Genomic DNA, 24,713 nt, shown 5'->3' with positions numbered 1-24,713 from the left:
CGCCATGCGCGCTTTCCATGGGGAGAAAGCGCGGCATTTTACATGAACCCGAGGGTTTGGCTTCAGCTGGCGACGGCCTGTTTGCGATCGCGCCAGGCCATGATCAACCAGACAGTGGTGACGCCGGCAAACTTCGAGACCAGCGCAGTGATGATCACCGGCGGAGTCAGCAGGTCAATCATGCCGAAAAAGATGAAGGTGTCGAGGGGAATGCTCAGTGCCGAACTGATCCACAACCGGTCGCGCAATGGGCGCTTGGTGATGCTGAACACCAGCCAGTCGATGCATTCGGAGACCGCGAACGCCGTGGCACTGGCCAGAGCGATGGACGGATCAGACGTGACGTAGGACAACACCAGTGCCGCCAGCATGGCAATGATTGCGCCGTGGCCGAAGCGGGTTTGCACCATGTCACGCAGCACGAACACCAAGCCGCCCCACGCCGACCAGATGATGTCCAGGTGTGGCGCGGTGGAGAAAGCGAAGTTGATGAGTACAACGCTGCTGATGTAGGCGATGAGGAAAATCATGGGGGCGACCTGTCAGATTGGCGCACAGGGTACTTTAGACACAGCAGAATCAAAAGATCGCAGCCTTCGGCAGCTCCTGCATTAACCGTGTTCGCCGCCCATTCCGCAGGAGCTGCCGAAGGCTGCGATCTTTTGATCTTGAATTATTGGCCCGGCGTCTTACCTATCATCCACACCAACCCACTCGCCTTCGCCCGCTCATGACACAACCCCAACACCACCCGCCGCTCATCGTTATTCATACGGCTCCAGCGCGTAATCTCCGCCACCGTACGCTGGCACCCGGTGCAAATATCAGCCTCATCCAGCGCACAAATATTCACGCACGGCGAGGCGACTGGTCTTTCGGGCGTAGTCATTCTTCCTGCTCAACCAGATCGCGGGCATAACGCTGAGCGTTATGCACATAGTGGGCGGCGCTGGCTTCGAGCATTTTCTTCTGCGGCTCGGTCAGCTCACGCACAACCTTGCCCGGCGAACCCATGACCAACGAGCCATCAGGAATTTCCTTGCCTTCGCCGATCAGCGAGTTGGCGCCGATGATGCAGTTTTTGCCAATCTTTGCGCCATTGAGAATCACCGCGTTGATGCCGATCAGGCTGTAATCGCCAACTGTGCAGCCATGCAGCATGGCGTTATGGCCAATGGTCACACCGGTGCCGATGGTCAGCGGGTAGCCCATGTCGGTGTGCATCACCGTGCCATCCTGCACATTGCTGTTCTTGCCGATCAGGATCAGCTCGTTGTCGCCGCGCAGTACGGCGTTGAACCAGACGTTGGCGCCCTCTTCCAGCTTGACCTTGCCCACCAGCACGGCGTTGGGGGCGACCCAGCTCTGTGGATGGGTCTCGACGCGGGCGTCGCCCAAGCGGTATTTCATCTTGTTTTCCTCAGGGCTCACGAGTGGCCATTCGAACGATGGCTTATGACTTCAGGTGTTGATAAAGCTTTTGGGCGGCTGATGCAGGCTGATTTTCGCGTCATAGAGCAGATTGATCAACTCGACAATCATGATCGCCGTCAGCCCCCAGATCTTGTACTCACCGTATCGATAGCTCGGCACGTACCAGCTGCGGCCCTGATAGTCGATGCGATGGGTGTGTTCGCGGGGATCGGTACGGAAGAATTCCAGCGGGACGCTGAACACGGCGGCAATTTCTGCGTCGTTGGGCTGGTATTCGACAAAATCGGGGATGACGCCGACATAAGGCGTGACTTTGATACCGTGCAGGGAGATCAGCGGGCTAAGCGGACCGATCACTTCGACCAGCCCTGGCGGCAGGCCGATTTCTTCTTCGGCTTCGCGTAACGCGGTGAAGATCAGGTCGGGGTCTTCCGGGTCGCGGCGCCCACCGGGGAAGGCCACTTCGCCGCCGTGGGTCGAGAGGCCGCTGGCCCGCAGGGTCAGCACCAGTTCCGGCTCGTCACTGCGGGTGATCGGCACCAGAACGGCGGCCTCGGGGAAACGTTTGTCGGTCTCCAGCGTGCGCGGTGTGTGGTTGCTTACCCTATGCAGTAGCTCGTCCAGCATGAGTGTTCTCGATCTGTGCCTTACCCTGCATCATGCACCAATCATTGCAGCCGCCCAACCCCCTCACGGGGCCATGTCGCGAAACGACAACTTGCCGACCGACACCGCTGCACGCCAAGATAGGCGCAGCCTTCAGGAACCCAAGCATGAAATTTTGCAGCCATTGCGGCAACCCGGTGACCCAGCGCATTCCCGAGGGCGACTCGCGACTGCGATTTGTCTGCGATAGCTGTCAGACCATTCACTATCAGAACCCCAATATCGTCGCCGGCTGTGTCGCGACCTGGGGTACTAAAGTGCTGCTCTGTCGCCGCGCCATCGAACCGCGCCTCGGTTATTGGACCCTGCCCGCCGGATTCATGGAAAACGGCGAGACCATCGAGCAGGCCGCGATCCGCGAGACCGCCGAGGAAGCCTGCGCCCGGGTGCGCAACCTGAGCATCTATACCCTGATCGACGTGCCGCACATCAGTCAGGTGCATGTGTTCTTCCGCGCCGAGCTGGCCGAGCCGGATTTTGCTGCCGGCCCCGAGAGCCTGGAAGTACAACTATTCGACGAAGCCGACATTCCATGGGATGAGCTGGCTTTCCGCACGGTGGGGCGTACTTTAGAATGCTTCTTCGCGGATCGGCGCGCCGAGACCTACCCGGTTCGTTCCGAATCGATTCCGCCGCTGGCCCAGCCGGTCATTATTTGATCCGGCGACGGCACCGGCTAGAAGATCAAAAGATCGCAGCCTGCGGCAGCTCCTACACTTAACGTCATATTTGCGTCACTTCCTGGGGAATCGTTTCAATGCGTTGGTTGCTTGCCCTGTTCTGCCTGTCGTTCGTTACGGTCTCGCAAGCGTCATTCGTGACCACCGTGACGCCTTCAAACACCCCGATGATCGAAAAAGTCCTGGTGCTCAAATCGGCTCATCGTCTGCAGTTGATTGCCGACGGCAAGCCGCTCAAGACCTATCGCATCTCGCTTGGCAAGGGCGCGAAAAAGGGTCCGAAACTGATAGAAGGCGACAAACGCACTCCAGAAGGTTTCTATTGGATCGACTGGCGCAAGACCAGCGAGAAATTCAATCTGTCGATGCACATTTCCTACCCGAACATCACCGATTCCGCCCGCGCCCGCCGTGAAGGCGTCGAGCCCGGCGGGATGATCATGATTCACGGCACGCCTGACACGGAGGAAAACCCCGAAGACCTGCTGCACACCCTGGACTGGACCGACGGCTGCATCGCCATGCGCAACGTCGATATGCGCGAAGTGTGGGGTCTGGTGCCGGACGGCACGATGATCGAAATCCGCCCTTAATCACCGACCGCCGGTCACCTGCAAAAAATAAATCAAAAGATCGCAGCCTTCGGCAGCTCCTACAGGGTTGATACCACTTCCTACTGTAGGAGCTGCCGAAGGCTGCGATCTTTTGCTTTTTACAGTCCAGCCCTAATACCACTTCAAGCCCACCGACCTAAAACCCGCCATTTCATTGGCCTAATGGCCATTTCACTGCGTTGACATGGTATTCAAGTGGTATTAATTTCCGCCCCACAAGCGAGCCACAACAATCCAATACTCGCGCCGGAAATGACCGACATGAATGACCTCCACGTCCTACGCCCCGACGACTCCCAGCCGACGCCGCTGTACCTGCAACTGGCGCGCAACCTGGAAGCGGCGATTCATTCCGGTCAATGGAAAGCCGAACAGGCGATGCCTTCGGAGCGCAATCTCAGCGAGCAGCTCGGCATCTCCCGAGTCACCGCCCGCAAGGCGCTGGAAGTGTTGTTCGACCAAGGCCTGATCCGGCGCTTGCAAGGTTCCGGCACGTTCATCACCCCACGCCTGGAACAACCTCTTTCACGCCTTTCCGGCTTCAGTGAAATGCTCCGCCTCAAGGGCTTCGTGCCCAGTTCGCAATGGCTGGAGCGAGAAATCACCCTGCCGACCCACGAAGAACTGATCCGTCTCAGCCTGTCGCCGAACGACAAAGTCGCGCGCATGAAACGCCTGCGCAAAGCCGACGACACCGTGATGGCCATCGAGATGAGCACCCTGCCCGCCTCGATCATGCCCAAGCCGCAAGCGGTGGGCGATTCGCTCTACGAATACCTCGACGGCATCGGCAAACCGATCGTCCGCGCCTTGCAGCACATTCAGGCGATCAACGCCTCGGACGAGTTTGCCGCCCTGGTCGGCATCGCCCCCGGTACCGCCATGCTGCTGATGACCCGGGTCGGCTATCTGGAAGACAACACGCCGATCGAAGTCACCGACACCTATTGCCGCAACGACTACTACGACTTTGTTGCAGAGCTGCGTCGTTAAGAGCAGCCATAAGCGAGAACCAAAATGTCCGAAGACAACATCCTCACCGCCAGCGGCTGGATTCGCGGCCGGCTGATTCACGAACACGGCAAAGTCGTGTCGATCGAAGGCGTGCCTTGCGATCCGGCAGACAACGATCTGCCGTATCTGCTGCCGGGCTTCATCGACCTGCACGTTCACGGCGGTGGCGGCAAAGACATCATGGAAGGCGCCAGCGCCTTCGAGACCATCACCAAAACCCACGTGCGATTCGGCACCACCTCGCTGCTGGCCACCACCATGACCGCACCGAGCGCAGAGATTTCCAGCGTCTTGAAAGAGGTCGGCGAGTTCTGCGAACAGCGTCCGAAAGGCAGCGCGCGAGTGCTCGGTGTGCACCTTGAAGGCCCGTACATCAATCCCGGCAAACTCGGCGCCCAACCGAACTTCGCCCACACCGCGTTGATGGCCGAGGTCGAAGAGTATCTGGCGCTCGCGCCGATTCGCGTGATCACCATCGCCCCGGAAATCGCCGGCCACGACGCGTTGATTCGTGAGCTCAGCAGTCGCGGCATCCGCATGCAGATCGGCCACACACTCGGCAGTTACGAGGAAGGCGTCGCCGCACTGGACGCCGGCGCGACCAGCTTCACCCATTTGTACAACGCCATGAGCCCGCTGCATCACCGCGAGCCGGGGATCGTTGGCGCGGCACTGGCCCACGCCAAATTCGCCGAGCTGATTCCGGATTTGCTGCACGTGCACCCCGGCGCTATCCGCGTCGCCCTGCGCTCGATCCCGTGTCTGTATTGCGTCACCGATTCGACCGCCGCCGCCGGCATGCCCGACGGTGAATACAAACTCGGCAGCCACACCGTGACCAAATGCCTGGGCGGCGTGCGCCTGCCCGACGGCACGCTGGCCGGCAGCACGCTGACCATGGATCAAGCCCTGCGCAATCTGGTGAAGATCGGTTTGCCGATTGCCGAGGCTTCGCAACGTCTTTCGCAATTCCCCGCCGACTATCTCGGCATCACCGAACGCGGGCGCCTTGTACCCGGCGCCTGGGCCGACTGCGTGCGGCTGGATCGCTCACTCACACTGACCGCCGTCATGGTCGAAGGAGAAGACATTGACTTCAAAAATGCTTGAAGAGGCGCTGTCCTCGTTCGAGGCCGTGCAAGCCCAACTGCAACAGCTCGACCCGCAACTGATCGAGATCGCCGGGCGTCTGCGCCGTCAGCCGCCACAAGTGGCAATGACCATCGCGCGCGGCAGCTCCGACCACGCGGCGAGCTACTTCGCCTACCTGACCATGCAGCAACTGGGCGTGCCCGTGGCGTCGATTCCGATGTCGGTGGTGACCATGCAGCAAGCGCCGCTGAAGGTCAGCGGTCAGGTGGCGTTTGCCTTTTCGCAATCGGGCCAAAGTCCGGATCTGGTCAACAGCCTGCGTCTGCTGCGCAAGCGTGGCGCGCTGAGCGTGTCGATGGTCAACGCCGCCGATTCGCCACTGGAAGCCGCGTGTGAATTCAGCGTGCCGCTGCTCGCCGGCATCGAAAGCAGCGTCGCCGCTACCAAGAGCTTTATCGCCACCCTCAGCGCCAGCGCCCGTTTGATCGCGCACTGGAAAGAAGACAGCGAACTGCTTGAGGCGCACAACGCCCTGCCCGAAGGCTTGCGTGCAGCAGCCCAGCAGGACTGGAGCGTGGCCATCGAAGCACTGCGCGATTGCGAACGCCTGATGGTCATCGGCCGTGGCGCCGGTTTTGCCATTGCCCAGGAAGCGGCATTGAAGTTCAAGGAAACCTCGGCGATCCAGGCCGAAGCGTTCAGCAGCGCCGAAGTGCGTCACGGCCCGATGGCGCTGATTGACGAGCACTACCCACTGTTGGTGTTCGCCCCACGCGGTGCCGAACAGGCTGGTCTGTTGAGCCTTGCGGCAGAAATGCGTCAACGCGGCGCACGGGTATTGCTGGCCGCGCCAGATGATGTGAGCGAACGCGACCTGACCCTGACCCGCGCCGAACACCCGGCCCTTGATCCGATTCTGGCCATCCAGAGTTTCTACGTGATGGCCGCAGGTTTGGCCGTGGCCCGAGGCATGGACCCGGATCAACCGCGCCATCTCAGCAAAGTGACCCGCACGCACTGACCACTGATGAGCGACCTGTAGGAGCTGCCGAAGGCTGCGATCTTTTGATCTTGTTTTTATGGATCAAGATCAACAGATCGCAACCTTCGGCAGCTCCTACAGGGTTCAGCGAAACCGTGAGATCGCGATGCAGGCATTCAGCAACACCGTGCAATCGCGAAATTCCGAACTACTGATGAGACCGAGCCATGCAAAACAACAACAATAAAGAGCTGACCCTCAGCGCCCCGCTCAGCGGCCCGGTGCTCACGCTCGCCAAAGTCCCGGACGCGGTGTTCGCCAGCGGTGCGATGGGTGATGGCATTGCCATCGATCCACTCAACGACACCCTGTATTCGCCATGCGCCGGGGTGATCATTCACGTCGCCCGCACCGGCCACGCCCTCACCGTGCGCGCCGACAATGGAGCGGAAATTCTTCTGCACCTGGGCCTCGACACCGTTGAGCTGAACGGCGAAGGCTTCTCGATGCTGGTCAAGGAAGGCGTGCGAGTGAGCAACGGTCAGCCGCTGTTGCGCTACGACCTGGACAAAGTCGGCCAGCAATGCAAAAGCCTGGTCAGCCTGTTGATCCTGACCAACAGCCAGGATTTTCAGGTGCGACCGATCACCCTGAAACCGGTGAAAGTCGGCGAGCCGTTGTTGCACATCGTGGCGCGCAACGCTTCGGCGGCGAATGCAGAAGAAATCGCCGGGCCTGAGGTTAACGGTTATGTGCTGGTTGCGCATCGAGGCGGTTTGCATGCGCGCCCCGCTGCGCTGATTCGTCAGACTGCGCAGCGTTTCAAAAGCCAGTCGCAGCTGCATTTCGCCGGCAAATCGGCGCCGTGCAACAGCCTGATCGGGTTGATGGCGCTGGCGATCGGCGAGCAGGATGAAGTGCAAGTCAGCTGTCAGGGACCGGACGCCGAAGCCGCGCTGCAAGCGTTGCTCAGCGCATTGGCCACCGCACTGCCGGATGATCATCACGCCGCCGCACCTGTGCGCGTTGCATCCCCCAAGCGTCCGGCCGAGGCTGGCGTGTTGCAGGGTGTTTGCGCTGCACCGGGATTAGTCGGCGGGCCGTTATTTCGTTTGAACACCATCAACTTGCCAGTGGATGCCGGCAATCATGATCTGCTGGAACAGCAGCAGAAACTTGAGATTGCGCTGACCCAGGTGCGCAACGAAATCAACGGCACCCTCGCCCAGGCGAAAAAACAACGTAACGCCGACGAAGAAGCCATCTTCGCCGCGCATTTGGCATTGCTGGAAGACCCGGCCCTGCTCGACGCTGCACAGCAATCCATCGACCAAGGCAGTGCAGCAACTCACGCATGGAGCCAGTCGATTGATGTCCAGTGCGAAGTCCTGCAACACACCGGCAGCGCGCTGCTGGCCGAGCGCGCCAATGACCTGCGCGACCTCAAGCAACGCGTGTTGCGCGCCCTGCTCGGCGAGGCCTGGCACTACGACGTACCGGCCGGCGCCATCGTCGCAGCCCATGAACTGACGCCGTCGGATCTGCTGCAACTCAGCGCGCAAGGTGTCGCCGGTTTGTGCATGGCCGAGGGCGGCGCGACTTCTCACGTGGCGATTCTCGCGCGCGGTAAAGGTCTGCCCTGCATGGTTGCGCTAGGTTCAGCAATGCTCGATCAACCGCAAGGCCAAGCGGTGGTGCTTGATGCCGATGGCGGTCGCCTCGAACTGACGCCAAGCGCTGATCGACTGGCCGAAGTCCAACAAATGCAAATCGACCGCCAGCAACGCCGCGATGCGCAGCAAGCCAAAGCGCATCTGCCGGCCGAAACCCGCAACGGTGTGACCATCGAAGTCGTCGCCAATGTCGCCTCCAGCGCTGAAGCAGCAGACGCCTTCGCCAACGGCGCCGATGGCGTCGGCCTGCTGCGTACCGAATTCCTTTTCGTTGATCGCCAGACCGCACCGGACGTCGAAGAACAACGTGCTGCCTATCAGGCCGTGATCGATGCGATGGGCGACAAGTCGGTGATCATCCGCACCATCGACGTCGGCGGCGACAAGCAGCTCGACTATCTGCCGCTACCCTCCGAAGCCAACCCGGTGTTGGGCTTGCGTGGCATTCGTCTGGCTCAGGCGCGGCCGGAAATCCTCGATCAACAACTGCGTGCGTTTCTGCAAGTCAGCCCGTTGCAGCGTTGCCGGATCCTGCTGCCGATGGTCACCGAAGTCGACGAACTGCTGCACATCCGTGAGCGCGTCGATGCGTTGTGCAATGAACTCGGTATCACTCAACGCCCGGAAATCGGCGTGATGATCGAAGTTCCGGCCGCCGCGTTACAAGCCGAACAACTGGCCGAACATGCAGACTTCCTGTCCATCGGCACCAACGATCTCTCCCAATACACCCTGGCCATGGACCGCGACCACGCCGGCCTCGCCGCACGTGTCGATGCCTTGCATCCGGCGCTGCTGCGCCTGATCGCCATGACCTGCGAAGGCGCGGCGGTGCACAAGCGTTGGGTCGGTGTCTGCGGCGCCCTTGCCTCTGACCCGCTGGCGACGCCGGTGTTGATCGGCCTCGGCGTCACTGAATTGTCGGTGAGCCCGGTGCAGATCGGTGAAATCAAGGACCGTGTGCGTCAGCTGCACGAAGCCGAATGCCAACGCCTCGCCCGTGACCTGCTCAAGCTGAGCAGCGCCGCCGCGGTACGTCACGCCTGCCACCAACACTGGCCTCTGCGCTAATAACAACAAGAAGGAGAACCGCCATGTACCAACTCTTCATCGAAGGCCTGCAACGCCTCGGGCGTGCGCTGATGCTGCCGATTGCGATCCTGCCCATCGCCGGCCTGCTGCTGCGTCTGGGTGACACCGACCTGCTGAACATCGCGATCATTCACGACGCCGGCCAAGTCATTTTCGCCAACCTGGCAATGATCTTCGCCATCGGCATCGCCGTCGGTTTCGCCAAGGACAATAACGGCACCGCGGGCCTGGCCGGGGTGATCGGTTATCTGGTGATGATCTCCACCCTTAAAGTGCTCGATGCGAGCATCAACATGGGCATGCTCGCCGGGATCGTCAGCGGCCTGATGGCCGGCGCACTGTACAACCGCTTCAAGGACATCAAGCTGCCGGAGTATCTGGCGTTCTTCGGTGGCCGACGATTCGTGCCGATTGTCACCGGATTCGCGGCCGTCGGCCTGGGCGTGGTGTTCGGCTACATCTGGCCGCCGATCCAGCACGGCATCAACGCTTTCGGCGCCCTGATGATGGAAAGCGGCAGCATCGGCGCGTTTGTCTTCGGCGTGTTCAATCGCCTGCTGATCGTCACCGGCCTGCACCACATCCTCAACAACATGGCGTGGTTCGTCTTCGGCAACTTCACCGACCCGACCACTGGCGCACTAGTGACCGGCGACCTGTCACGCTACTTCGCCGGCGATCCGAAGGGCGGCCAGTTCATGACCGGCATGTTCCCGATGATGATCTTCGGCCTGCCCGCCGCGTGCCTGGCGATGTATCGCAACGCCCTGCCCGAACGCCGCAAAGTCATGGGCGGGATCTTCCTGTCGATGGCGCTGACCTCATTCCTGACCGGCGTGACCGAGCCGATCGAATTCGCCTTCATGTTTTTGGCGCCGCTGCTGTTTCTGCTGCACGCACTGCTGACCGGGCTGGCGATGGCGATCACCAATGCGCTGAATATTCATTTGGGCTTTACGTTCTCTGGCGGCTTTATTGACATGGTGCTGGGTTGGGGCAAGTCCACCAATGGTTGGCTGGTGGTTCCGGTCGGGCTGGCTTATGCCGTTGTGTATTACGCCGTGTTTGATTTCTGTATTCGTCGATTCAACCTGAAGACGCCGGGCCGAGAAGATGTCGCTGTCAGTGAGAAAGCCGTACTGACTGAAAACGAGCGCGCCAGTGCCTACATCAAGGCATTGGGCGGCGCTGAAAACCTGCTGACTGTTGGCGCTTGCACCACGCGATTGCGGCTGGAGATGGTGGATCGCAACAAGGCCTCGGATGCCGATCTGAAAGCACTGGGTGCAATGGCGGTGGTGCGTCCGGGTAAAGGGGGGAGTTTGCAGGTAGTGGTCGGGCCGCTGGCCGACAGCATTGCTGATGAAATTCGCCTGGCGATGCCGGCGTTGGGGCGTGCTGTTATTGCCGAATCTGTTGCCGTTGTCGAAGAGCCGAAAGCGCTGATGGTCGCGGGCGCCGAGGCACAGAAATGGCTGAATGCACTGGGCGGCGGCGGCAATGTGCTGCAACTGGATTGCATCGCCATGAGCCGTATTCGGCTGTTGCTGGCGGATGGCAAGGCGTTGTCCGAGGCTCAGTTGAAGGAATTGGGCTGCCAAGGTGTCAGCCAGTTGGAAGGTGGGGTTTGGCATTTGTTGGTGGGGGATAAGGCGGCGAGTTTGAGTGGGGCGATTGAGGCATTGGTCAATCGTAGCGAGGTCGGCGCCAAGGTCTGACCTACCACTTCACCCATGTAGAAGCTGCCGCAGGCTGCGATCTTTTGACTTTGTTTTTTGACAGTCAAAGGCAAGATCAAAAGATCGCAGCCTTCGGCAGCTCCTACAGGGGATGCTCTCAACCCCTAGAGTCAGGTCGTTTGGCAAGCCGCCATCGCTGGCAAGCCAGGCTCCCACAGGTTGTGCAGTGTTCTCAAGATCGTGCACGCCCCGGTGGAGCCAGCCTGCTGGCGATGAACGGTGACACGGTAGTCAGTTTTGCGGGTCGACCCGATCCAGCGCCCTATTCACTGCCAGTTCGGCGAGCATGACGATTTGCTGGATGCCTAATGCCGTGCTGCGCTGCAGACCGCTTAGCTCATTGGCGAAGTTGCTGGCGGCGGCGCTTGCGCTGGCCAACGATTCGACCGCGTGAGCGAGCAGGCTTTCGGTGTCGGCCTGGGGGCAGACCATGAACATGGTGCTCGGTCGGCGAGGTTTTGCGGGTTCGGGGCACAGGTAGAAGTCGAGGGCGCGCTTGATGGCTTCGCGGTTTCGGGCCTGCTCCTCGGCGCGGAGGGCTTCTTCGAGTGGGGTTTTGGTTTCGGGTGGGTCGGGGACGATTTTAGTCATAGATCGGTCCTTGCTGGTTGGAGCCATCCAAATACCGTTTCTCACGCGGCGAATTGGGTGGCAGCTATGTGCGGGGTGAGAAACCGGGCAAAGACCAGCAAACCTCCGGCCGGACCGAAGTCCGCCCGCACATAGCCACCATAAAAATGCAGCAGCGAATGAGCTGGCGGCAATTATGGGACTACTGGCGCTGGAATGACACTTACCCGGGTTCTCACGCCCGATCACCGCATTGGCAGTGACAACCCAAGCCTAGAGACCGCACGTCCGACGGACAACCTGAAAACCTTGTGGGAATCCTCTGTCTGTTCCACACACAACTAAACATACCGAATTAAAATACACCCCGTGTAGGAGCTGCCGAAGGCTGCGATCTTTTGACTTTGACGTTTCAACATCAAAATCAAAAGATCGCAGCCTTCGGCAGCTCCTACAGGGGATAGCTACACCCTCAGAGACTGGTCGGCTGTCAGGCCGCCATCGCTGGCAAGCCAGCTCCCACAGAAAAGCAAAGCAGCGCCACCTACTCGCTCCTGCTCCTCACCAACCAACAGGATGAGCGTTAGCTCGGCTGCAGCTCTTGACCTTGATCCACCCGCCCCGTCGGCAGGCTGAGCGGAGGGATTCATCCGGGGGTGGGAGCGCAGCGACCGTTTGGCGAAGCCAAACACATCGAGAGGAGGTGCAGCGAAGCAAACCGGAGACGATGCGCCCGGATGGATCCCGGAACGAAGGAACCCCGAGCCCCAGCGAGCGGGCCGAATGTTGGGGCCAGCGTTTTTTGCTTACTTTTTTAGGCGCTTGTAAAAAAGTGAGTCGCCGTAAGGGCGAAACCGCCAGCCGCAGCACTCGAAGAAATGGATATTCTCTCAATCAGACAGAGCATGGTCGCCTGTCAGGGCGCCATCGCTGGCAAGCCAGCTCCCACAGTGGGATGAGTTAACACACAAAATCGGGGGCAACAAAAAACCCGCAGACAATCACTGATCTGCGGGTTTCCTGTTTCAGCAGCAAGGAAGATTAGAAATCTTCCAGCCGCCACACTTCATAAGCCGGCGTCTCGTACGGATGACTAAGCTTCAAAGCCGCCACAACAGCAACAATCAACTCATCCGCAACAACAAGCTCAACCTTCCATTCCTCAACCTGCTCGACCTGCCCCGCCTCACCAATGAACGGCTGACTCCCGTCCAAAGGTCGAAACTGGCCCAAACCAAGCACCTGCCACGCACAGTGGTCATAGTCACCGATCCGCCCACCACCGGCAGCGAACACAGCCCCCTTGACCACCTCGACATGACTGTCAGGAACAAAAAAAGCGAGCTTGTACACAGGTCTTAGTTCACCCGCTTTTAGTTTACCCAGACCCGAGCATTACGGAACATACGCATCCAAGGTGCGTCTTCGTTCCAGTCTTCCGAACGCCACGAGTTCTGCACGGCACGGAACACACGCTCCGGGTGCGGCATCATGATCGTCACACGGCCATCACGGCTGGTGAGACCGGTGATCCCGCGCGGCGAACCGTTCGGGTTGGCCGGATACGATTCAGTGACCTTGCCATGGTTGTCGACAAAACGCATCGCCACGCAACCCGACAGATCCGCTTCCAGCAGTGCTTCTTCGCTGGAGAACTCGGCATGACCTTCACCGTGAGCGATGGCGATCGGCATACGCGAGCCGGCCATGCCCTGCAGGAAGATCGAGTTCGATTCCTGAACCTGAACCATTGCCACGCGCGCTTCGAACTGCTCGGAACGGTTGCGCACGAAGTGCGGCCAGAATTCGCTGCCCGGGATCAGCTCGTGGAGGTTGGACATCATCTGGCAACCGTTGCACACGCCGAGGGTGAAGCTGTCGTTACGTTCGAAGAAGCCCTGGAACGCATCGCGGGCGCGGCTGTTGAACAGTGCCGACTTGGCCCAGCCCTCACCGGCGCCGAGTACGTCGCCGTAGGAGAAACCACCGCACGCCACCAGGCCTTTGAACTCGTTCAGGTCGACACGGCCGGCCAGAATGTCGCTCATGTGCACGTCGATCGCGTTGAAACCGGCGCGGTCGAACGCGGCGGCCATTTCCACCTGACCGTTGACGCCCTGCTCACGCAGCACGGCAACCTGTGGGCGGATGCCTTTCTTGATGTACGGCGCGGCGATGTCCTGGTTGACGTCGTAGCTCAGCTTGACGCTCAGGCCCGGATTGTCTTCTTCCAGCAGCACGTCGAACTCTTGTTCGGCGCAGTCGGCGTTGTCGCGCAGACGCTGGATCTGGTAGCTGGTCTCAGCCCAGGTACGCTGCAGCAAACGACGCTGGCCTTCGAACACGGTGTCACCGTTGAAGGTGATGTTGATCTGGCCGTTGTTGATTGGCTGACCGATCACCGAAACGCAATCGCCCAGACCGGCAGCGCTGAACTGCGCGAGGATGTCTGGCGTGGCGTCCTGACGAACCTGGATCACGGCGCCCAGTTCTTCGTTGAACAGGATCGCGGCGATGTCGGCCGACGTTTCAGCCAGACCATCGAGGTTCAGACTCAGACCGCAATGACCGGCGAAGGCCATTTCCACGACGCTGGTCAGCAGACCACCGTCGGAGCGGTCGTGGTAAGCCAGCAGGTGACCGTCGGCGTTGAGGCCCTGGATCACGGCAAAGAAGGCTTTGAGATCTTCAGCATCATCGACGTCCGGCGCTTGCGAACCGAGCTTGCCGTGAACCTGAGCAAGGATCGAAGCACCCATGCGGTTCTGACCGCGACCGAGGTCGATCAGGATCAGGTCGGTGGTGCCCTTGTCCATGCGCAGTTCCGGAGTCAGGGTCTGACGGATGTCAGCCACTGGCGCGAAACCGGTCACGATCAACGACATCGGCGAGGTCACGGTTTTTTCGACGCCTTCATCATTCCAGCGCGTGGCCATGGACATCGAGTCCTTGCCCACCGGAATGGTGATGCCCAGCTCAGGGCACAGTTCCATACCGACCGCTTTCACGGTGTCGTACAGACGCGCGTCTTCGCCCGGGTGACCGGCAGCCGACATCCAGTTCGCCGACAGTTTGATGTCGGAGATCTTGTTGATGCGCGAAGCGGCAATGTTGGTCAGGGTTTCGCCGATGGCCATGCGGCCCGACGCCGGAGCGTCCAGCAGAGCCAGCGGAGTACGCTCGCCCATCGCCATCGCTTCACCGGTGTAAACGTCGAAACTGGTGGCGGTAACGGCAACGTCGGCCACCGGAACCTGCCATGGGCCGACCATTTGGTCACGGGCGACGAGGCCAGTGATGGTGCGGTCGCCGATGGTGATCAGGAAGCTCTTGCTCGCAACAGCCGGGTGATGCAGAACGCGTTCGATGCTTTCGCTGATGTCGAGATTCGACGGATCGAAGTCATCGCCAAGCTCGGCTTCACGAACAACCGAACGGTGCATGCGCGGGGCTTTGCCCAGCAACACTTCCAGTGGCATGTCCACCGGGTTGTTGCCGAAGTGGCTATCGGTCACGGTGAGTTGTGGCTCGGCGGTGGCTTCACCGACGACGGCAAACGGGCAACGCTCGCGTTCGCAAATGGCCTGGAAGCGCGCGAAGTCTTCAGGGCCAACGGCCAGAACGTAGCGTTCCTGGGATTCGTTACTCCAGATTTCGTGCGGGGCCATGCCCGGCTCGTCGTTTGGAATGTTGCGCAGTTCGAAACGGCCACCGCGCTCGCCATCGTTGACCAGTTCCGGGAAGGCGTTGGACAGACCGCCCGCGCCGACGTCGTGGATGAAGCTGATCGGGTTTTTGTCACCCAACTGCCAGCAACGGTCGATGACTTCCTGGCAACGACGTTCCATTTCAGGGTTTTCACGCTGAACCGAAGCGAAGTCCAGATCCGCCGAGCTGGTGCCGGTGGCCATGGAGGAAGCCGCGCCGCCGCCCAGACCGATCAACATCGCCGGGCCGCCAAGCACGATCAGCTTGGAGCCAACGACGATTTCGCCTTTCTTGACGTGTTCTTCGCGGATGTTACCCATGCCGCCAGCGAGCATGATCGGCTTGTGGTAACCGCGAACTTCGTCACCGTGCGGGGTGGTGATCGATTGTTCGAAGGTACGGAAGTAACCAGTCAGGGCCGGACGACCGAATTCGTTGTTGAACGCGGCGCCGCCGAGCGGGCCTTCGATCATGATGTCCAGCGCCGTAACGATGCGCTCAGGCTTGCCGTACGGCACTTCCCACGGCTGTTCGAAGCCCGGGATCTGCAGGTTGGATACGGTGAAACCGGTCAGGCCAGCCTTTGGCTTGGCGCCACGACCGGTTGCGCCTTCGTCACGGATCTCGCCACCGGAACCGGTGGATGCGCCCGGGAACGGGGCAATCGCGGTCGGGTGGTTGTGGGTTTCAACCTTCATCAGGATGTGCACCGGCTCCTGCACCGCGCCGTACTGGCGGGTTTCAGGATTCGGGAAGAAACGGCCGGCAACGTTGCCGACGATCACCGAAGCGTTGTCCTTATAAGCCGACAGAACGCCTTCGCTGTGCATCACGTAGGTGTTCTTGATCATGCCGAACAGGCTTTTTTCCTGGTTCTCACCATCAATATCCCAACTGGCGTTGAAGATCTTGTGACGGCAGTGCTCGGAGTTGGCCTGGGCGAACATCATCAGTTCGATGTCGTGCGGGTTGCGCTTGAGACCGTTGAAGGCGTCGACCAGGTAGTCGATCTCGTCTTCGGCCAAGGCCAGACCCAGCTCGGTGTTGGCTTTTTCCAGCGCGGCGCGACCGCCGCCGAGGATGTCGATCGCCGTCAGCGGCTTCGGCTCGGCGTGACTGAACAGACCGGCGGCCTGCTCAAGGTTGCCGAGGACGATTTGCGTCATGCGGTCATGCAATACATCAGCAATCTGCTGTGCTTGGACGTCGCTGAACTGACCGGCCACGTAGAACGCGATGCCGCGCTCCAGACGCTGGATCTTGCTCAGGCCGCAATTGCGGGCAATGTCGCTGGCCTTGCTCGACCATGGCGAGATGGTGCCAAAACGCGGCAACACCAGGAACAGACGGCCGGTCGGCTCTTGAACCGGAACACTTGGACCGTACTTCAGAAGGCGCGCAAGCACCTGCTGTTCGTCGCCGGTCAGGACGCCGGTAACTTCGGCGAAGTGAGCGAATTCAGCATACAAGCCACTGACAGCCGAAACTTTCTGGCTCAGTTGCTCAAGGAGTTTGCTGTGGCGAAAGGCAGAAAGGGCAGGAGCGCCGCGCAGGATCAACATCTTCGGGACAGCCTCGGGAAGGGGTGTGCTTTGAGGCCGTGCATTCTAGCCTAAACCGCCCTCAACATCACCCGAAACGCTACGCACGGTTGCACTCGGGTGTCGATCTGTGTTTCTGCCTTGAGAGTCAAATTTCCGGACTAGGTGAACAACGTTAATTTTAACTGTAACAAAATGCCCTTCAGGCCCGTTTCTGCGGGGTTTCGGCTGGTTTTGTGATCTCTAGCAGAGTCGCCCTGCACTGTCGAGATATGGCGCCCGCAGTCCTTTGCGTATACTGCGCAAATGTTTTTCCCAACGGCTTTGCGTCCGCGGTACGCCAAATGGCTGATCGCAACCGGACTCTTCCTGATGCTCGGTGGCTGTGTTGATAAACCCAACACACTCGAGCGCGTAAAGGAGGATGGCGTGCTGCGGGTGATTACCCGAAACAGCCCCGCCACCTACTTCCAGGATCGCAGTGGTGAAACCGGCTTCGAATACGAGCTGGTGAAGCGCTTTGCCGACGATTTGGGTGTCGAACTGAAAATCGAGACCGCCGACAATCTCGACGACCTCTTCAACCAGATCGGCAAGCCCAACGGGCCGGTACTGGCGGCTGCCGGTCTGGTCAGCAGCGACCAGCGCAAGCAGCAGGTGCGATTCTCCCACTCCTACCTGGAAGTCACGCCGCAGATCATCTATCGCAACGGCCAGTCGCGGCCGACCGATGCCGGTGATCTGGTCGGCAAGAAGATCATGGTGCTCAAGGGCAGCACCCACGCCGAGCAACTGGCCGAGCTGAAACAGAAATTCCCCGGCATCGAATACGAAGAGTCCGACGCTGTCGAGGTGGTCGACCTGTTGCGCATGGTCGATGAAGGCCAGATCGACCTGACCCTGGTCGACTCCAACGAAGTGGCAATGAATCAGGTTTACTTCACCAACATCCGCGTGGCCTTCGACCTTGGCGATGCGCGCAGTCAGAGCTGGGCGGTGGGCCCCGGCGAAGACAACAGCCTGCTCAACGAGATCAACGACTATCTGGACAAGGTGCAGAAGAACGGCACCTTGCAACGCTTGAAAGACCGCTACTACGGCCACGTCGACGTCCTTGGCTACATGGGCGCCACCACGTTTGCCCAACACTTGCAGCAGCGCCTGCCGAAATACGAACAACACTTCAAGAACTACGCGAAGAAAGAGAAAGTCGACTGGCGCCTGCTCGCGGCCATCGGTTATCAGGAATCGCTGTGGCAACCGACGGTCACCTCGAAAACCGGCGTGCGCGGCTTGATGATGCTGACCCAGAACACTGCTCAGGCGATGGGCGTGTCCAACCGCCTCGACCCGAAGCAGAGCATCATGGGCGGCGCCAAGTACATCGCTTATATGAAGGATCAGCTTGATGATTCGATCAAGGAGCCGGATCGCACCTGGTTTGCACTGGCGGCGTACAACGTCGGCATCGGTCATCTGGATGACGCGCGCAAACTGACGGCCAAGGAAGGGCTGAATCCGGACAAGTGGCTGGACGTGAAGAAAATCCTGCCGCGCTTATCGCAGAAGCAGTGGTACAGCAAAACCCGCTACGGCTACGCCCGAGGCGGCGAGCCCGTGCATTTCGTGGCGAACATCCGTCGTTACTACGACATTCTTACCTGGGTGACCCAACCGCAGCTTGAGGGTGATCAAGTGGCCGAGGGCAACCTGCATGTGCCGGCGATCGACAAGTCCAAGCCGACCCAAGAGCCTGCTCCGCTTTAAAAGCAAAAGATCGCAGCCTTCGGCAGCTCCTACAGGGGATCACATGCGCCGCAAAATTGCGGGGTCAGCATGATCCCCCTGTAGGAGCTGCCGCAGGCTGCGATCTTTTGATCTTCAGCCCTTCAAGGCAGCCGCCAGAATCAGCGCCTTCATCTCAGACACCGCAGACTTGAAACCCACGAACAACGCATGCGCCACCAGCGCATGGCCGATGTTCAATTCGTTGATGCCCTTGATCGCCGCGACCGCCTCAACGTTGTGGTAATGCAGGCCATGACCGGCATTGACGATCAGCCCCTGCGCCAGACCAAACGCCACACCGTCCGCCACACGCTTCAATTCCTCAGCGACTTCAGTCGGGGTTTCGGCATCGGCATAACGCCCGGTGTGCAGCTCAATCGCCGGTGCGCCCACACGTTTGGACGCAGCAATCTGGCGCTCGTCGGCGTCAATGAACAGCGACACTTCACTGCCGATTTTCGACAGCCGCTCAACCGCGGCCTTGATCCGCGCTTCCTGCCCCGCCACGTCAAGACCGCCCTCGGTGGTCAGTTCCTGACGGGTTTCCGGTACCAGGCAGATGTGCGCCGGGCGGATAAGCTCGGCAAACACCATCATTTCTTCGGTGACGCCCATTTCGAAGTTCATGCGGGTTTGCAGCACATCCTTGAGCAGCAGCACATCGCGCTCTTGAATGTGGCGGCGGTCTTCACGCAGGTGCACGGTGATACCGTCAGCGCCCGCCTCTTCCGCGTCCAGCGCAGCCTTGACCGGATCCGGATAGCGCGTGCCACGGGCCTGACGCAGGGTGGCGACGTGGTCGATGTTCACGCCAAGAAGAATGCGATTGCTGGTGGTCACGGATGCGCGCTCCTGAAGGAAAAGATTCGGCGCACAGCATACGTGAGATCAGGGCTTGCGAAACAGCTCGCGACTGACGAGAGGACGACCGCCCAAGTGAACGGCCAATGCCTGACGCATCAACCGCTTGGCAGCGGACAATGCACCAGGCGCCGACCAATCGGCTTCGGCCATGGCCAGCAATTCGGTGCCGTTGAACAGCCCCGGTTGCAGCAGATACACACGCTCAAGCCCTGCATCCACTTGCAGGCGATAGAGACCGTCCGGCGCGACAGGTTCGCCGTGAACATCAGTGTTCATGGAAAAGCCGTAGCCAAGATCATCCAACAATCGCCATTCGAAGGAGCGCAGCAAGGGTTCCAGCGGTCGGCCTTCAGCCAGGGCCGACAAAGTCGCGGCGTAGTGATCGAACACCGCCGGATGCGGATCTTCCGAAGGCAGCAAGCGGATCAACAGCTCGTTTAGATAGAGGCCGCTGAACAGTGCCTCGCCAACCATCCAGGTCGCGGTTCCGGCACTCTCCATGCGCCCGACGTTCTTCAGTTCACCCTTGCCACGAAACTCCACTTCCAGCGGCACAAATGGCCGCGCCAGTGTCCCGGCCTTGCCCCGCGCACTGCGCAACACCGCCCGCAGCCGACCTTGCGGCGTGAGGAAATCCACCAAAGCGCTGTTTTCGCGGTAAGCGCGTGAGTGGAGGACGTAGGCGGGTTGGGCGGGAGGCGGGTTTTGCGACATGAGGGCTGTTTCCCGGTCGGAGATTGCAAAAAAGATCGCAGCCTTCGGCAGCTCCTACAGGTATACACAAAACTCTGTAGGAGCTGCCGAAGGCTGCGATCTTTTGATCTTGGTACCGCTTAGAGGTCGCCGTAACCCAGCGAGCGCAATGCACGCTCGTCGTCGGACCAGCCGCCCTTCACCTTGACCCACAGGTTGAGCATGATCTTGGAGTCGAACAGCAGCTCCATGTCCTTGCGCGCTTCGGTGCCGATGCGTTTGATGCGCTCGCCCTTGTCGCCGATGATGATCTTCTTCTGGCCATCACGCTCGACGAGGATCAAGGCGTGAATGTGCAGGGTCTTGCCCTGCTGCTTGAATTCTTCGATCTCGACGGTGATCTGGTACGGCAGCTCGGCGCCCATCTGGCGCATGATTTTCTCGCGCACCAGTTCGGCGGCAAGGAAACGGCTGCTGCGGTCGGTGATCTGGTCTTCCGGGAAGAAGTGATCATTTTCCGGCAAGTGGTTGGCAATCACCTTTTCCAGCGCTTCAAGGTTGTGCCCGTGCTGCGCCGAAATCGGGATGATCTGCGCGTTCGGCAGCTGCTCCTGCAACCACGACAAGTGCGGCATCAGCTCGGCCTTGTCTTCGATGCGATCGGTCTTGTTCAGTGCGACGATCAGCGGGCCGGTCACGTACTGCACGCGCTCCAGAACCATCTGGTCTTCGTCGGTCCACTTGGTGCGATCAACCACAAAGATCACCACGTCGACGTCTTTCAACGCCGCCGAAGCGGTCTTGTTCATGTAGCGGTTCAGCGCCTTTTCGCCACCCTTGTGCATGCCCGGGGTGTCGACGTAGATCGCTTGCACGTCACCCTCGGTCTTGATCCCGAGCATGTTGTGGCGAGTGGTCTGCGGCTTGCGCGAGGTGATCGCGAGCTTCTGGCCCAGGATGTGGTTCAGCAGCGTGGACTTGCCCACGTTGGGACGGCCGACGATGGCAACATAGCCACAGCGAGTTGCGTTTGTATCAGTCATTGCCATTCTCCACGCCCAGGGCAATCAGTGCTGCGGCGGCCGCTACCTGTTCGGCAATACGACGGCTCACACCCTGACCTCGGCTTTTTTCATTCAGTAAGACAACTTCGCATTCGACGAAGAAGGTTCGGCAGTGCGGCTCACCCTGGATATCCACCACTTCGTAACGTGGCAGGTCGCAACCGCGCGATTGCAGATGTTCTTGCAGGCGGGTCTTGGGATCCTTGTTGGTGTCGACCAGCGTCAGGCCTTCGAACTCGCCGGCCAGCCAGGCCAGTACGCGTTCGCGGGCGACGTCCATGCCGGCGTCGAGGTAGATCGCACCGATCAGTGCTTCAAGGGCATCGGCCAGAATCGATTCGCGACGAAAACCGCCGCTTTTCAGTTCACCGGAACCCAGACGCAAATAATCGCCGAGGTCGAAACCGCGAGCCAGTACGGCCAGCGTCTCACCTTTCACCAAACGTGCGCGCAAACGCGACAACTGGCCTTCGCGGGCCAGCGGGAAGCGATCAAACAGTGCTTCGCCGGCGACGAAATTGAGGATGGCGTCACCGAGGAATTCCAGGCGTTCGTTGTTGCGCCCGGCAAAACTGCGGTGCGTAAGGGCCAGGAGCATCAGCTCCTGATCCTTGAAGGTGTAACCGAGCTGACGCTCGAGACGGCTTAATGAGGCGCTCACGGTTTACCCACGCTGTGTTCAAAGCTGGATTCCACCGCCATCGCCGGGGTACGGCGCAGGCCTGGGACAATTAACGCTGTGTTCAAAAATTAAATCCTGGCGATAGCGAAGCCGATTGTGTCGACTCCAGAAATGCATTCGGCGCTGTGGTCAACAGCGCCGTGTGTGATTACTTGATCAGGCCAACCCGCGAGAAATTCGGCAGGTGGCTGAGTTTCGGTTCCGGCCAGCTCATCCAGACCGCGAAGGCCTTGCCGACGATATTCTGGTCGGGAACCATGCCCAGCAGATCCTTGGGAATGTTCGGATCATCCCAGTAGCGACTGTCGTTCGAGTTGTCGCGGTTGTCGCCCATCATGAAGTAGTGCCCGGCCGGCACTGTCCACGTACGATCCGGCGGGGTGCGGTAGCGGCCCATTTCCTTGCGGATAAGGTGCTCGGCAGCGCCAAGTTTTTCCTTGTAGAGCTCTGCACTGCCCAGCGTGCCCGGCTCGGAGCCGACCAGTTGCTCGGCAATCGACTCGCCATTGACGAACAGACGCTTGTCAGCGGTGTATCGCACGGTATCGCCCGGCAAGCCGACTACACGCTTGATGTAGTTGACGGCAGGGTCGCTCGGGTAGCGGAACACCATCACATCGCCACGCTGTGGATCACCGACTTCGATGATTTTCTTGTCGATCACCGGCAGGCGGATCCCGTAAGAAAACTTGTTCACCAGAATGAAGTCGCCGACGTCCAGGGTCGGCTTCATCGAGCCGGATGGAATCTGGAACGGTTCCACCAGGAACGAACGCAGCACCAGCACGATGAACAACACCGGGAAGAACGACTTGCCGTATTCAACCAGCAGCGGCTCTTTGTTCAGTTTCTCGACCACTACCCCGTCAGGCTGGCTGACGCTGCCCTGATAGGAGGCAATGGCAGCACGCCGACGCGGCGCGAGGATCAACAGATCAAGCAACGCCAACAGGCCGCAGACGAACACGGCGATGACCAGCAACAGCGGGAAATTTAGTGACATAGGACCTAACTATCCAACCTGAGCACTGCGAGGAAGGCTTCTTGTGGAATTTCCACGTTGCCGACCTGCTTCATGCGTTTCTTACCGGCCTTTTGCTTCTCCAGCAGTTTCTTCTTACGGCTGACGTCACCACCGTAGCATTTGGCCAATACGTTCTTTCTGAGTGCCTTGACGGTTGTCCGGGCAACGATCTGACCACCGATGGCGGCCTGGATCGCGACGTCGAACATCTGACGCGGAATCAGTTCTTTCATCTTCTCGGTCAACTGGCGACCTTTGTAGTGCGAGTTGTCACGGTGCACGATCAACGCCAGGGCATCGACCTTGTCGCCGTTGATCAGCACATCCAGCTTCACCAGATTAGCCGATTGGTAACGATCGAAATGGTAGTCCAGCGAAGCATAGCCGCGGCTGGTGGATTTGAGACGGTCGAAGAAGTCCAGGACCACTTCGTTCATCGGCAGGTCGTAGGTGACCTGCACCTGATTGCCGAGGAACAGCATGTCGACTTGAACGCCACGCTTCTCGATGCACAGGGTGATGACGTTGCCCAAGTGTTCCTGCGGCACCAGAATGTTGGCCCGCACGATCGGCTCGCGCATGTCTTCGATCGACGACACATCCGGAAGCTTGGATGGGTTGTCGACGTAAATCGTTTCACCGGTTTTCAGCACCAGCTCGAAGATTACCGTCGGCGCCGTGGTGATCAGGTCCAGGTCGTACTCGCGCTCGAGACGTTCCTGGATGATTTCCATGTGCAGCATGCCGAGGAAACCGCAACGGAAGCCGAAGCCCAGTGCATCGGAGCTTTCCGGGGTGTATTGCAGCGACGAGTCGTTGAGGGTCAGCTTCTGCAGCGCTTCGCGGAAATCTTCGAAGTCGTCGGAGCTGACCGGGAACAGACCGGCGTAAACCTGTGGCTGGATGCGCTTGAAGCCTGGCAGCACTTCAACGTCCGGCGTCGAGCTCAGCGTCAGGGTGTCACCCACCGGAGCACCGTGAATGTCCTTGATGCTGGCGATGATGAAGCCCACTTCGCCGGCCTTCAGATCAGCCGTGGCGGTGTGTTTCGGGTTGAACACGCCAACGCTGTCGACCAGATGGATCTTGCCGGTGGACTTGACGAGGATCTTGTCGCCCTTCTTCACGCGGCCGTGACGGACACGTACCAGGGAAACAACGCCCAGGTAGTTGTCGAACCAGGAATCGATGATCAACGCTTGCAGCGGATCTTCGATATTGCCGGTTGGCGCAGGAATGGTGTGTACCAGACGCTCGAGCACCTCATCGACACCCAGGCCGGTTTTAGCACTGCAGGTGACGGCGTCGGTGGCGTCGATGCCGATGATCTTCTCGATCTCGTCCTTGACGCGATCGGGGTCGGCCTGTGGCAGGTCGATCTTGTTCAGTACCGGCATGACCTCAAGGCCCTGCTCGATAGCGGTGTAGCAGTTGGCCACGGACTGGGCTTCAACACCCTGACCCGCGTCGACTACCAGCAATGCACCTTCGCACGCAGCCAGGGAACGGCTGACTTCGTAGGTGAAGTCGACGTGGCCCGGGGTGTCAATGAAGTTCAGCTGATATTTGATGCCGTCTTTGGCGGTGTAATAAAGGGTGACGCTGTGGGCCTTGATGGTGATCCCGCGTTCACGCTCCAGGTCCATGGAATCCAGTACCTGGGCTTCCATTTCACGCTCGGCCAGGCCGCCGCACATCTGGATGAAGCGATCGGCCAGCGTCGACTTGCCATGGTCAATGTGGGCGATGATGGAGAAATTGCGGATATGACTCAAATCACTCACGGATCAACA

21 protein-coding genes are annotated in these 24,713 nt (G+C 59.8%); 8 read left to right on the top strand and 13 right to left on the bottom strand.

All coding sequences use genetic code 11. The features are described 5' to 3' along the window. Positions 1-62: 62 nt before the first annotated feature. From ICA15_RS21800 to ICA15_RS21785, 4 genes are all read right to left on the bottom strand, one after another. The gene (locus ICA15_RS21800; protein ID WP_210554581.1) at positions 63-530 is read right to left on the bottom strand and encodes a preQ0 transporter; all 468 of its coding nucleotides are present in this window, start codon (positions 528-530) and stop codon (positions 63-65) included. A 143-nt stretch (positions 531-673) separates the two neighbouring features. Beyond that, a complete protein-coding gene (locus ICA15_RS21795; RefSeq protein ID WP_150603762.1) occupies positions 674-889 on the bottom strand; it encodes a DUF1289 domain-containing protein in 216 nt (71 codons plus the stop codon). Beyond that, positions 886-1,410, bottom strand: coding sequence for a gamma carbonic anhydrase family protein (locus ICA15_RS21790; protein WP_047538150.1), 525 nt, complete (start codon positions 1,408-1,410; stop codon positions 886-888). Before ICA15_RS21790 ends, ICA15_RS21795 begins: the two co-directional genes overlap by 4 nt. Positions 1,411-1,461: 51 nt before the next feature. Next, positions 1,462-2,061 carry a CoA pyrophosphatase gene (locus ICA15_RS21785; RefSeq protein WP_150594921.1) on the bottom strand — a complete coding sequence of 200 codons (600 nt, stop codon included), beginning with the start codon at positions 2,059-2,061 and terminating at the stop codon, positions 1,462-1,464. A 146-nt stretch (positions 2,062-2,207) separates the two neighbouring features. On the opposite strand from ICA15_RS21785, the gene ICA15_RS21780 reads away from it, so the two are divergent. From ICA15_RS21780 to nagE, 7 genes are all read left to right on the top strand, one after another. Continuing rightward, complete coding sequence (locus ICA15_RS21780; RefSeq protein WP_210554580.1) at positions 2,208-2,759, top strand: NUDIX hydrolase; 552 nt, start codon at positions 2,208-2,210, stop codon at positions 2,757-2,759. Positions 2,760-2,857: 98 nt separating this feature from the next. Then, entirely contained in the window at positions 2,858-3,373 is a 516-nt protein-coding gene (locus ICA15_RS21775) for a murein L,D-transpeptidase family protein (RefSeq protein WP_150617226.1), read from the top strand. 282 nt (positions 3,374-3,655) lie between these two features. Beyond that, complete coding sequence (locus ICA15_RS21770; protein WP_042557811.1) at positions 3,656-4,387, top strand: GntR family transcriptional regulator; 732 nt, start codon at positions 3,656-3,658, stop codon at positions 4,385-4,387. 24 nt (positions 4,388-4,411) lie between these two features. Next, a complete protein-coding gene (gene nagA / locus ICA15_RS21765) occupies positions 4,412-5,518 on the top strand; it encodes an N-acetylglucosamine-6-phosphate deacetylase (protein ID WP_210554579.1) in 1,107 nt (368 codons plus the stop codon). Continuing rightward, positions 5,499-6,521, top strand: a complete 1,023-nt coding sequence (locus tag ICA15_RS21760) for an SIS domain-containing protein (protein ID WP_210554578.1) — start codon at positions 5,499-5,501, stop codon at positions 6,519-6,521. The genes nagA and ICA15_RS21760 overlap by 20 nt, the downstream gene beginning before the upstream one ends. Before the next feature lie 188 nt (positions 6,522-6,709). Continuing rightward, complete coding sequence (ptsP, locus tag ICA15_RS21755; protein WP_210554577.1) at positions 6,710-9,226, top strand: phosphoenolpyruvate--protein phosphotransferase; 2,517 nt, start codon at positions 6,710-6,712, stop codon at positions 9,224-9,226. A 23-nt stretch (positions 9,227-9,249) separates the two neighbouring features. Then, positions 9,250-10,965 carry an N-acetylglucosamine-specific PTS transporter subunit IIBC gene (gene nagE, locus ICA15_RS21750; RefSeq protein ID WP_210554576.1) on the top strand — a complete coding sequence of 572 codons (1,716 nt, stop codon included), beginning with the start codon at positions 9,250-9,252 and terminating at the stop codon, positions 10,963-10,965. Positions 10,966-11,217: 252 nt separating this feature from the next. On the opposite strand, the gene ICA15_RS21745 is transcribed toward nagE, so the two are convergent. From ICA15_RS21745 to purL, 3 genes are all read right to left on the bottom strand, one after another. Beyond that, positions 11,218-11,577, bottom strand: a complete 360-nt coding sequence (locus tag ICA15_RS21745; protein WP_210554575.1) for a DUF6124 family protein — start codon at positions 11,575-11,577, stop codon at positions 11,218-11,220. Between the two features lie 1,020 nt (positions 11,578-12,597). Then, positions 12,598-12,909: a YqfO family protein gene (locus tag ICA15_RS21740; protein WP_150617221.1), complete on the bottom strand. Its 312-nt coding sequence runs from the start codon at positions 12,907-12,909 to the stop codon at positions 12,598-12,600. Between the two features lie 20 nt (positions 12,910-12,929). Next, positions 12,930-16,826 carry a phosphoribosylformylglycinamidine synthase gene (purL, locus tag ICA15_RS21735; RefSeq protein WP_210554574.1) on the bottom strand — a complete coding sequence of 1,299 codons (3,897 nt, stop codon included), beginning with the start codon at positions 16,824-16,826 and terminating at the stop codon, positions 12,930-12,932. A 285-nt stretch (positions 16,827-17,111) separates the two neighbouring features. Here purL and mltF point away from each other — a divergent pair, with 285 nt between their 5' ends. Continuing rightward, positions 17,112-18,572, top strand: coding sequence for a membrane-bound lytic murein transglycosylase MltF (gene mltF / locus ICA15_RS21730; protein WP_210554573.1), 1,461 nt, complete (start codon positions 17,112-17,114; stop codon positions 18,570-18,572). Positions 18,573-18,686: 114 nt separating this feature from the next. Here the strand turns inward: mltF and pdxJ are convergent, their stop codons facing one another. The 6 genes from pdxJ to lepA form a co-directional block, all read right to left on the bottom strand. Further along, positions 18,687-19,433: a pyridoxine 5'-phosphate synthase gene (pdxJ, locus tag ICA15_RS21725; protein WP_210554572.1), complete on the bottom strand. Its 747-nt coding sequence runs from the start codon at positions 19,431-19,433 to the stop codon at positions 18,687-18,689. Between the two features lie 48 nt (positions 19,434-19,481). After that, positions 19,482-20,171 carry a DNA repair protein RecO gene (gene recO, locus ICA15_RS21720; RefSeq protein ID WP_150603749.1) on the bottom strand — a complete coding sequence of 230 codons (690 nt, stop codon included), beginning with the start codon at positions 20,169-20,171 and terminating at the stop codon, positions 19,482-19,484. Positions 20,172-20,290: 119 nt separating this feature from the next. Further along, positions 20,291-21,193: a GTPase Era gene (gene era / locus ICA15_RS21715; protein ID WP_042557789.1), complete on the bottom strand. Its 903-nt coding sequence runs from the start codon at positions 21,191-21,193 to the stop codon at positions 20,291-20,293. Then, entirely contained in the window at positions 21,186-21,875 is a 690-nt protein-coding gene (gene rnc / locus ICA15_RS21710) for a ribonuclease III (RefSeq protein ID WP_042557788.1), read from the bottom strand. The genes era and rnc overlap by 8 nt, the downstream gene beginning before the upstream one ends. A 169-nt stretch (positions 21,876-22,044) precedes the next feature. After that, positions 22,045-22,899 (bottom strand): signal peptidase I, encoded by an 855-nt coding sequence (lepB, locus tag ICA15_RS21705; protein WP_150617216.1) that lies wholly within the window; start codon positions 22,897-22,899, stop codon positions 22,045-22,047. Between the two features lie 5 nt (positions 22,900-22,904). Next, on the bottom strand, positions 22,905-24,704 hold the full coding sequence (gene lepA / locus ICA15_RS21700) for a translation elongation factor 4 (protein WP_016986097.1): 1,800 nt from the start codon (positions 24,702-24,704) through the stop codon (positions 22,905-22,907). Positions 24,705-24,713 lie beyond the last annotated feature (9 nt).

Origin of the sequence: Pseudomonas sp. P116 (assembly GCF_020149425.1) — a bacterium.
In the GTDB taxonomy this organism is placed as follows: Bacteria; Pseudomonadota; Gammaproteobacteria; order Pseudomonadales; family Pseudomonadaceae; genus Aquipseudomonas; species Aquipseudomonas anatoliensis.
The sequence above is the reverse complement of the archived record's forward strand: the minus strand, read 5'-3'. Positions and strand labels throughout refer to the sequence as shown.

Coding starts and splice junctions, on each gene's coding strand:
- ICA15_RS21800 (WP_210554581.1), bottom strand. CDS start 530: ATGATTTTCCTCATCGCCTACATCAGCAGCGTTGTACTCATCAACTTC.
- ICA15_RS21795 (WP_150603762.1), bottom strand. CDS start 889: ATGACTACGCCCGAAAGACCAGTCGCCTCGCCGTGCGTGAATATTTGT.
- ICA15_RS21790 (WP_047538150.1), bottom strand. CDS start 1,410: ATGAAATACCGCTTGGGCGACGCCCGCGTCGAGACCCATCCACAGAGC.
- ICA15_RS21785 (WP_150594921.1), bottom strand. CDS start 2,061: ATGCTGGACGAGCTACTGCATAGGGTAAGCAACCACACACCGCGCACG.
- ICA15_RS21780 (WP_210554580.1), top strand. CDS start 2,208: ATGAAATTTTGCAGCCATTGCGGCAACCCGGTGACCCAGCGCATTCCC.
- ICA15_RS21775 (WP_150617226.1), top strand. CDS start 2,858: ATGCGTTGGTTGCTTGCCCTGTTCTGCCTGTCGTTCGTTACGGTCTCG.
- ICA15_RS21770 (WP_042557811.1), top strand. CDS start 3,656: ATGAATGACCTCCACGTCCTACGCCCCGACGACTCCCAGCCGACGCCG.
- nagA (WP_210554579.1), top strand. CDS start 4,412: ATGTCCGAAGACAACATCCTCACCGCCAGCGGCTGGATTCGCGGCCGG.
- ptsP (WP_210554577.1), top strand. CDS start 6,710: ATGCAAAACAACAACAATAAAGAGCTGACCCTCAGCGCCCCGCTCAGC.
- nagE (WP_210554576.1), top strand. CDS start 9,250: ATGTACCAACTCTTCATCGAAGGCCTGCAACGCCTCGGGCGTGCGCTG.
- ICA15_RS21745 (WP_210554575.1), bottom strand. CDS start 11,577: ATGACTAAAATCGTCCCCGACCCACCCGAAACCAAAACCCCACTCGAA.
- purL (WP_210554574.1), bottom strand. CDS start 16,826: ATGTTGATCCTGCGCGGCGCTCCTGCCCTTTCTGCCTTTCGCCACAGC.
- mltF (WP_210554573.1), top strand. CDS start 17,112: ATGTTTTTCCCAACGGCTTTGCGTCCGCGGTACGCCAAATGGCTGATC.
- recO (WP_150603749.1), bottom strand. CDS start 20,171: ATGTCGCAAAACCCGCCTCCCGCCCAACCCGCCTACGTCCTCCACTCA.
- era (WP_042557789.1), bottom strand. CDS start 21,193: ATGACTGATACAAACGCAACTCGCTGTGGCTATGTTGCCATCGTCGGC.
- lepB (WP_150617216.1), bottom strand. CDS start 22,899: ATGTCACTAAATTTCCCGCTGTTGCTGGTCATCGCCGTGTTCGTCTGC.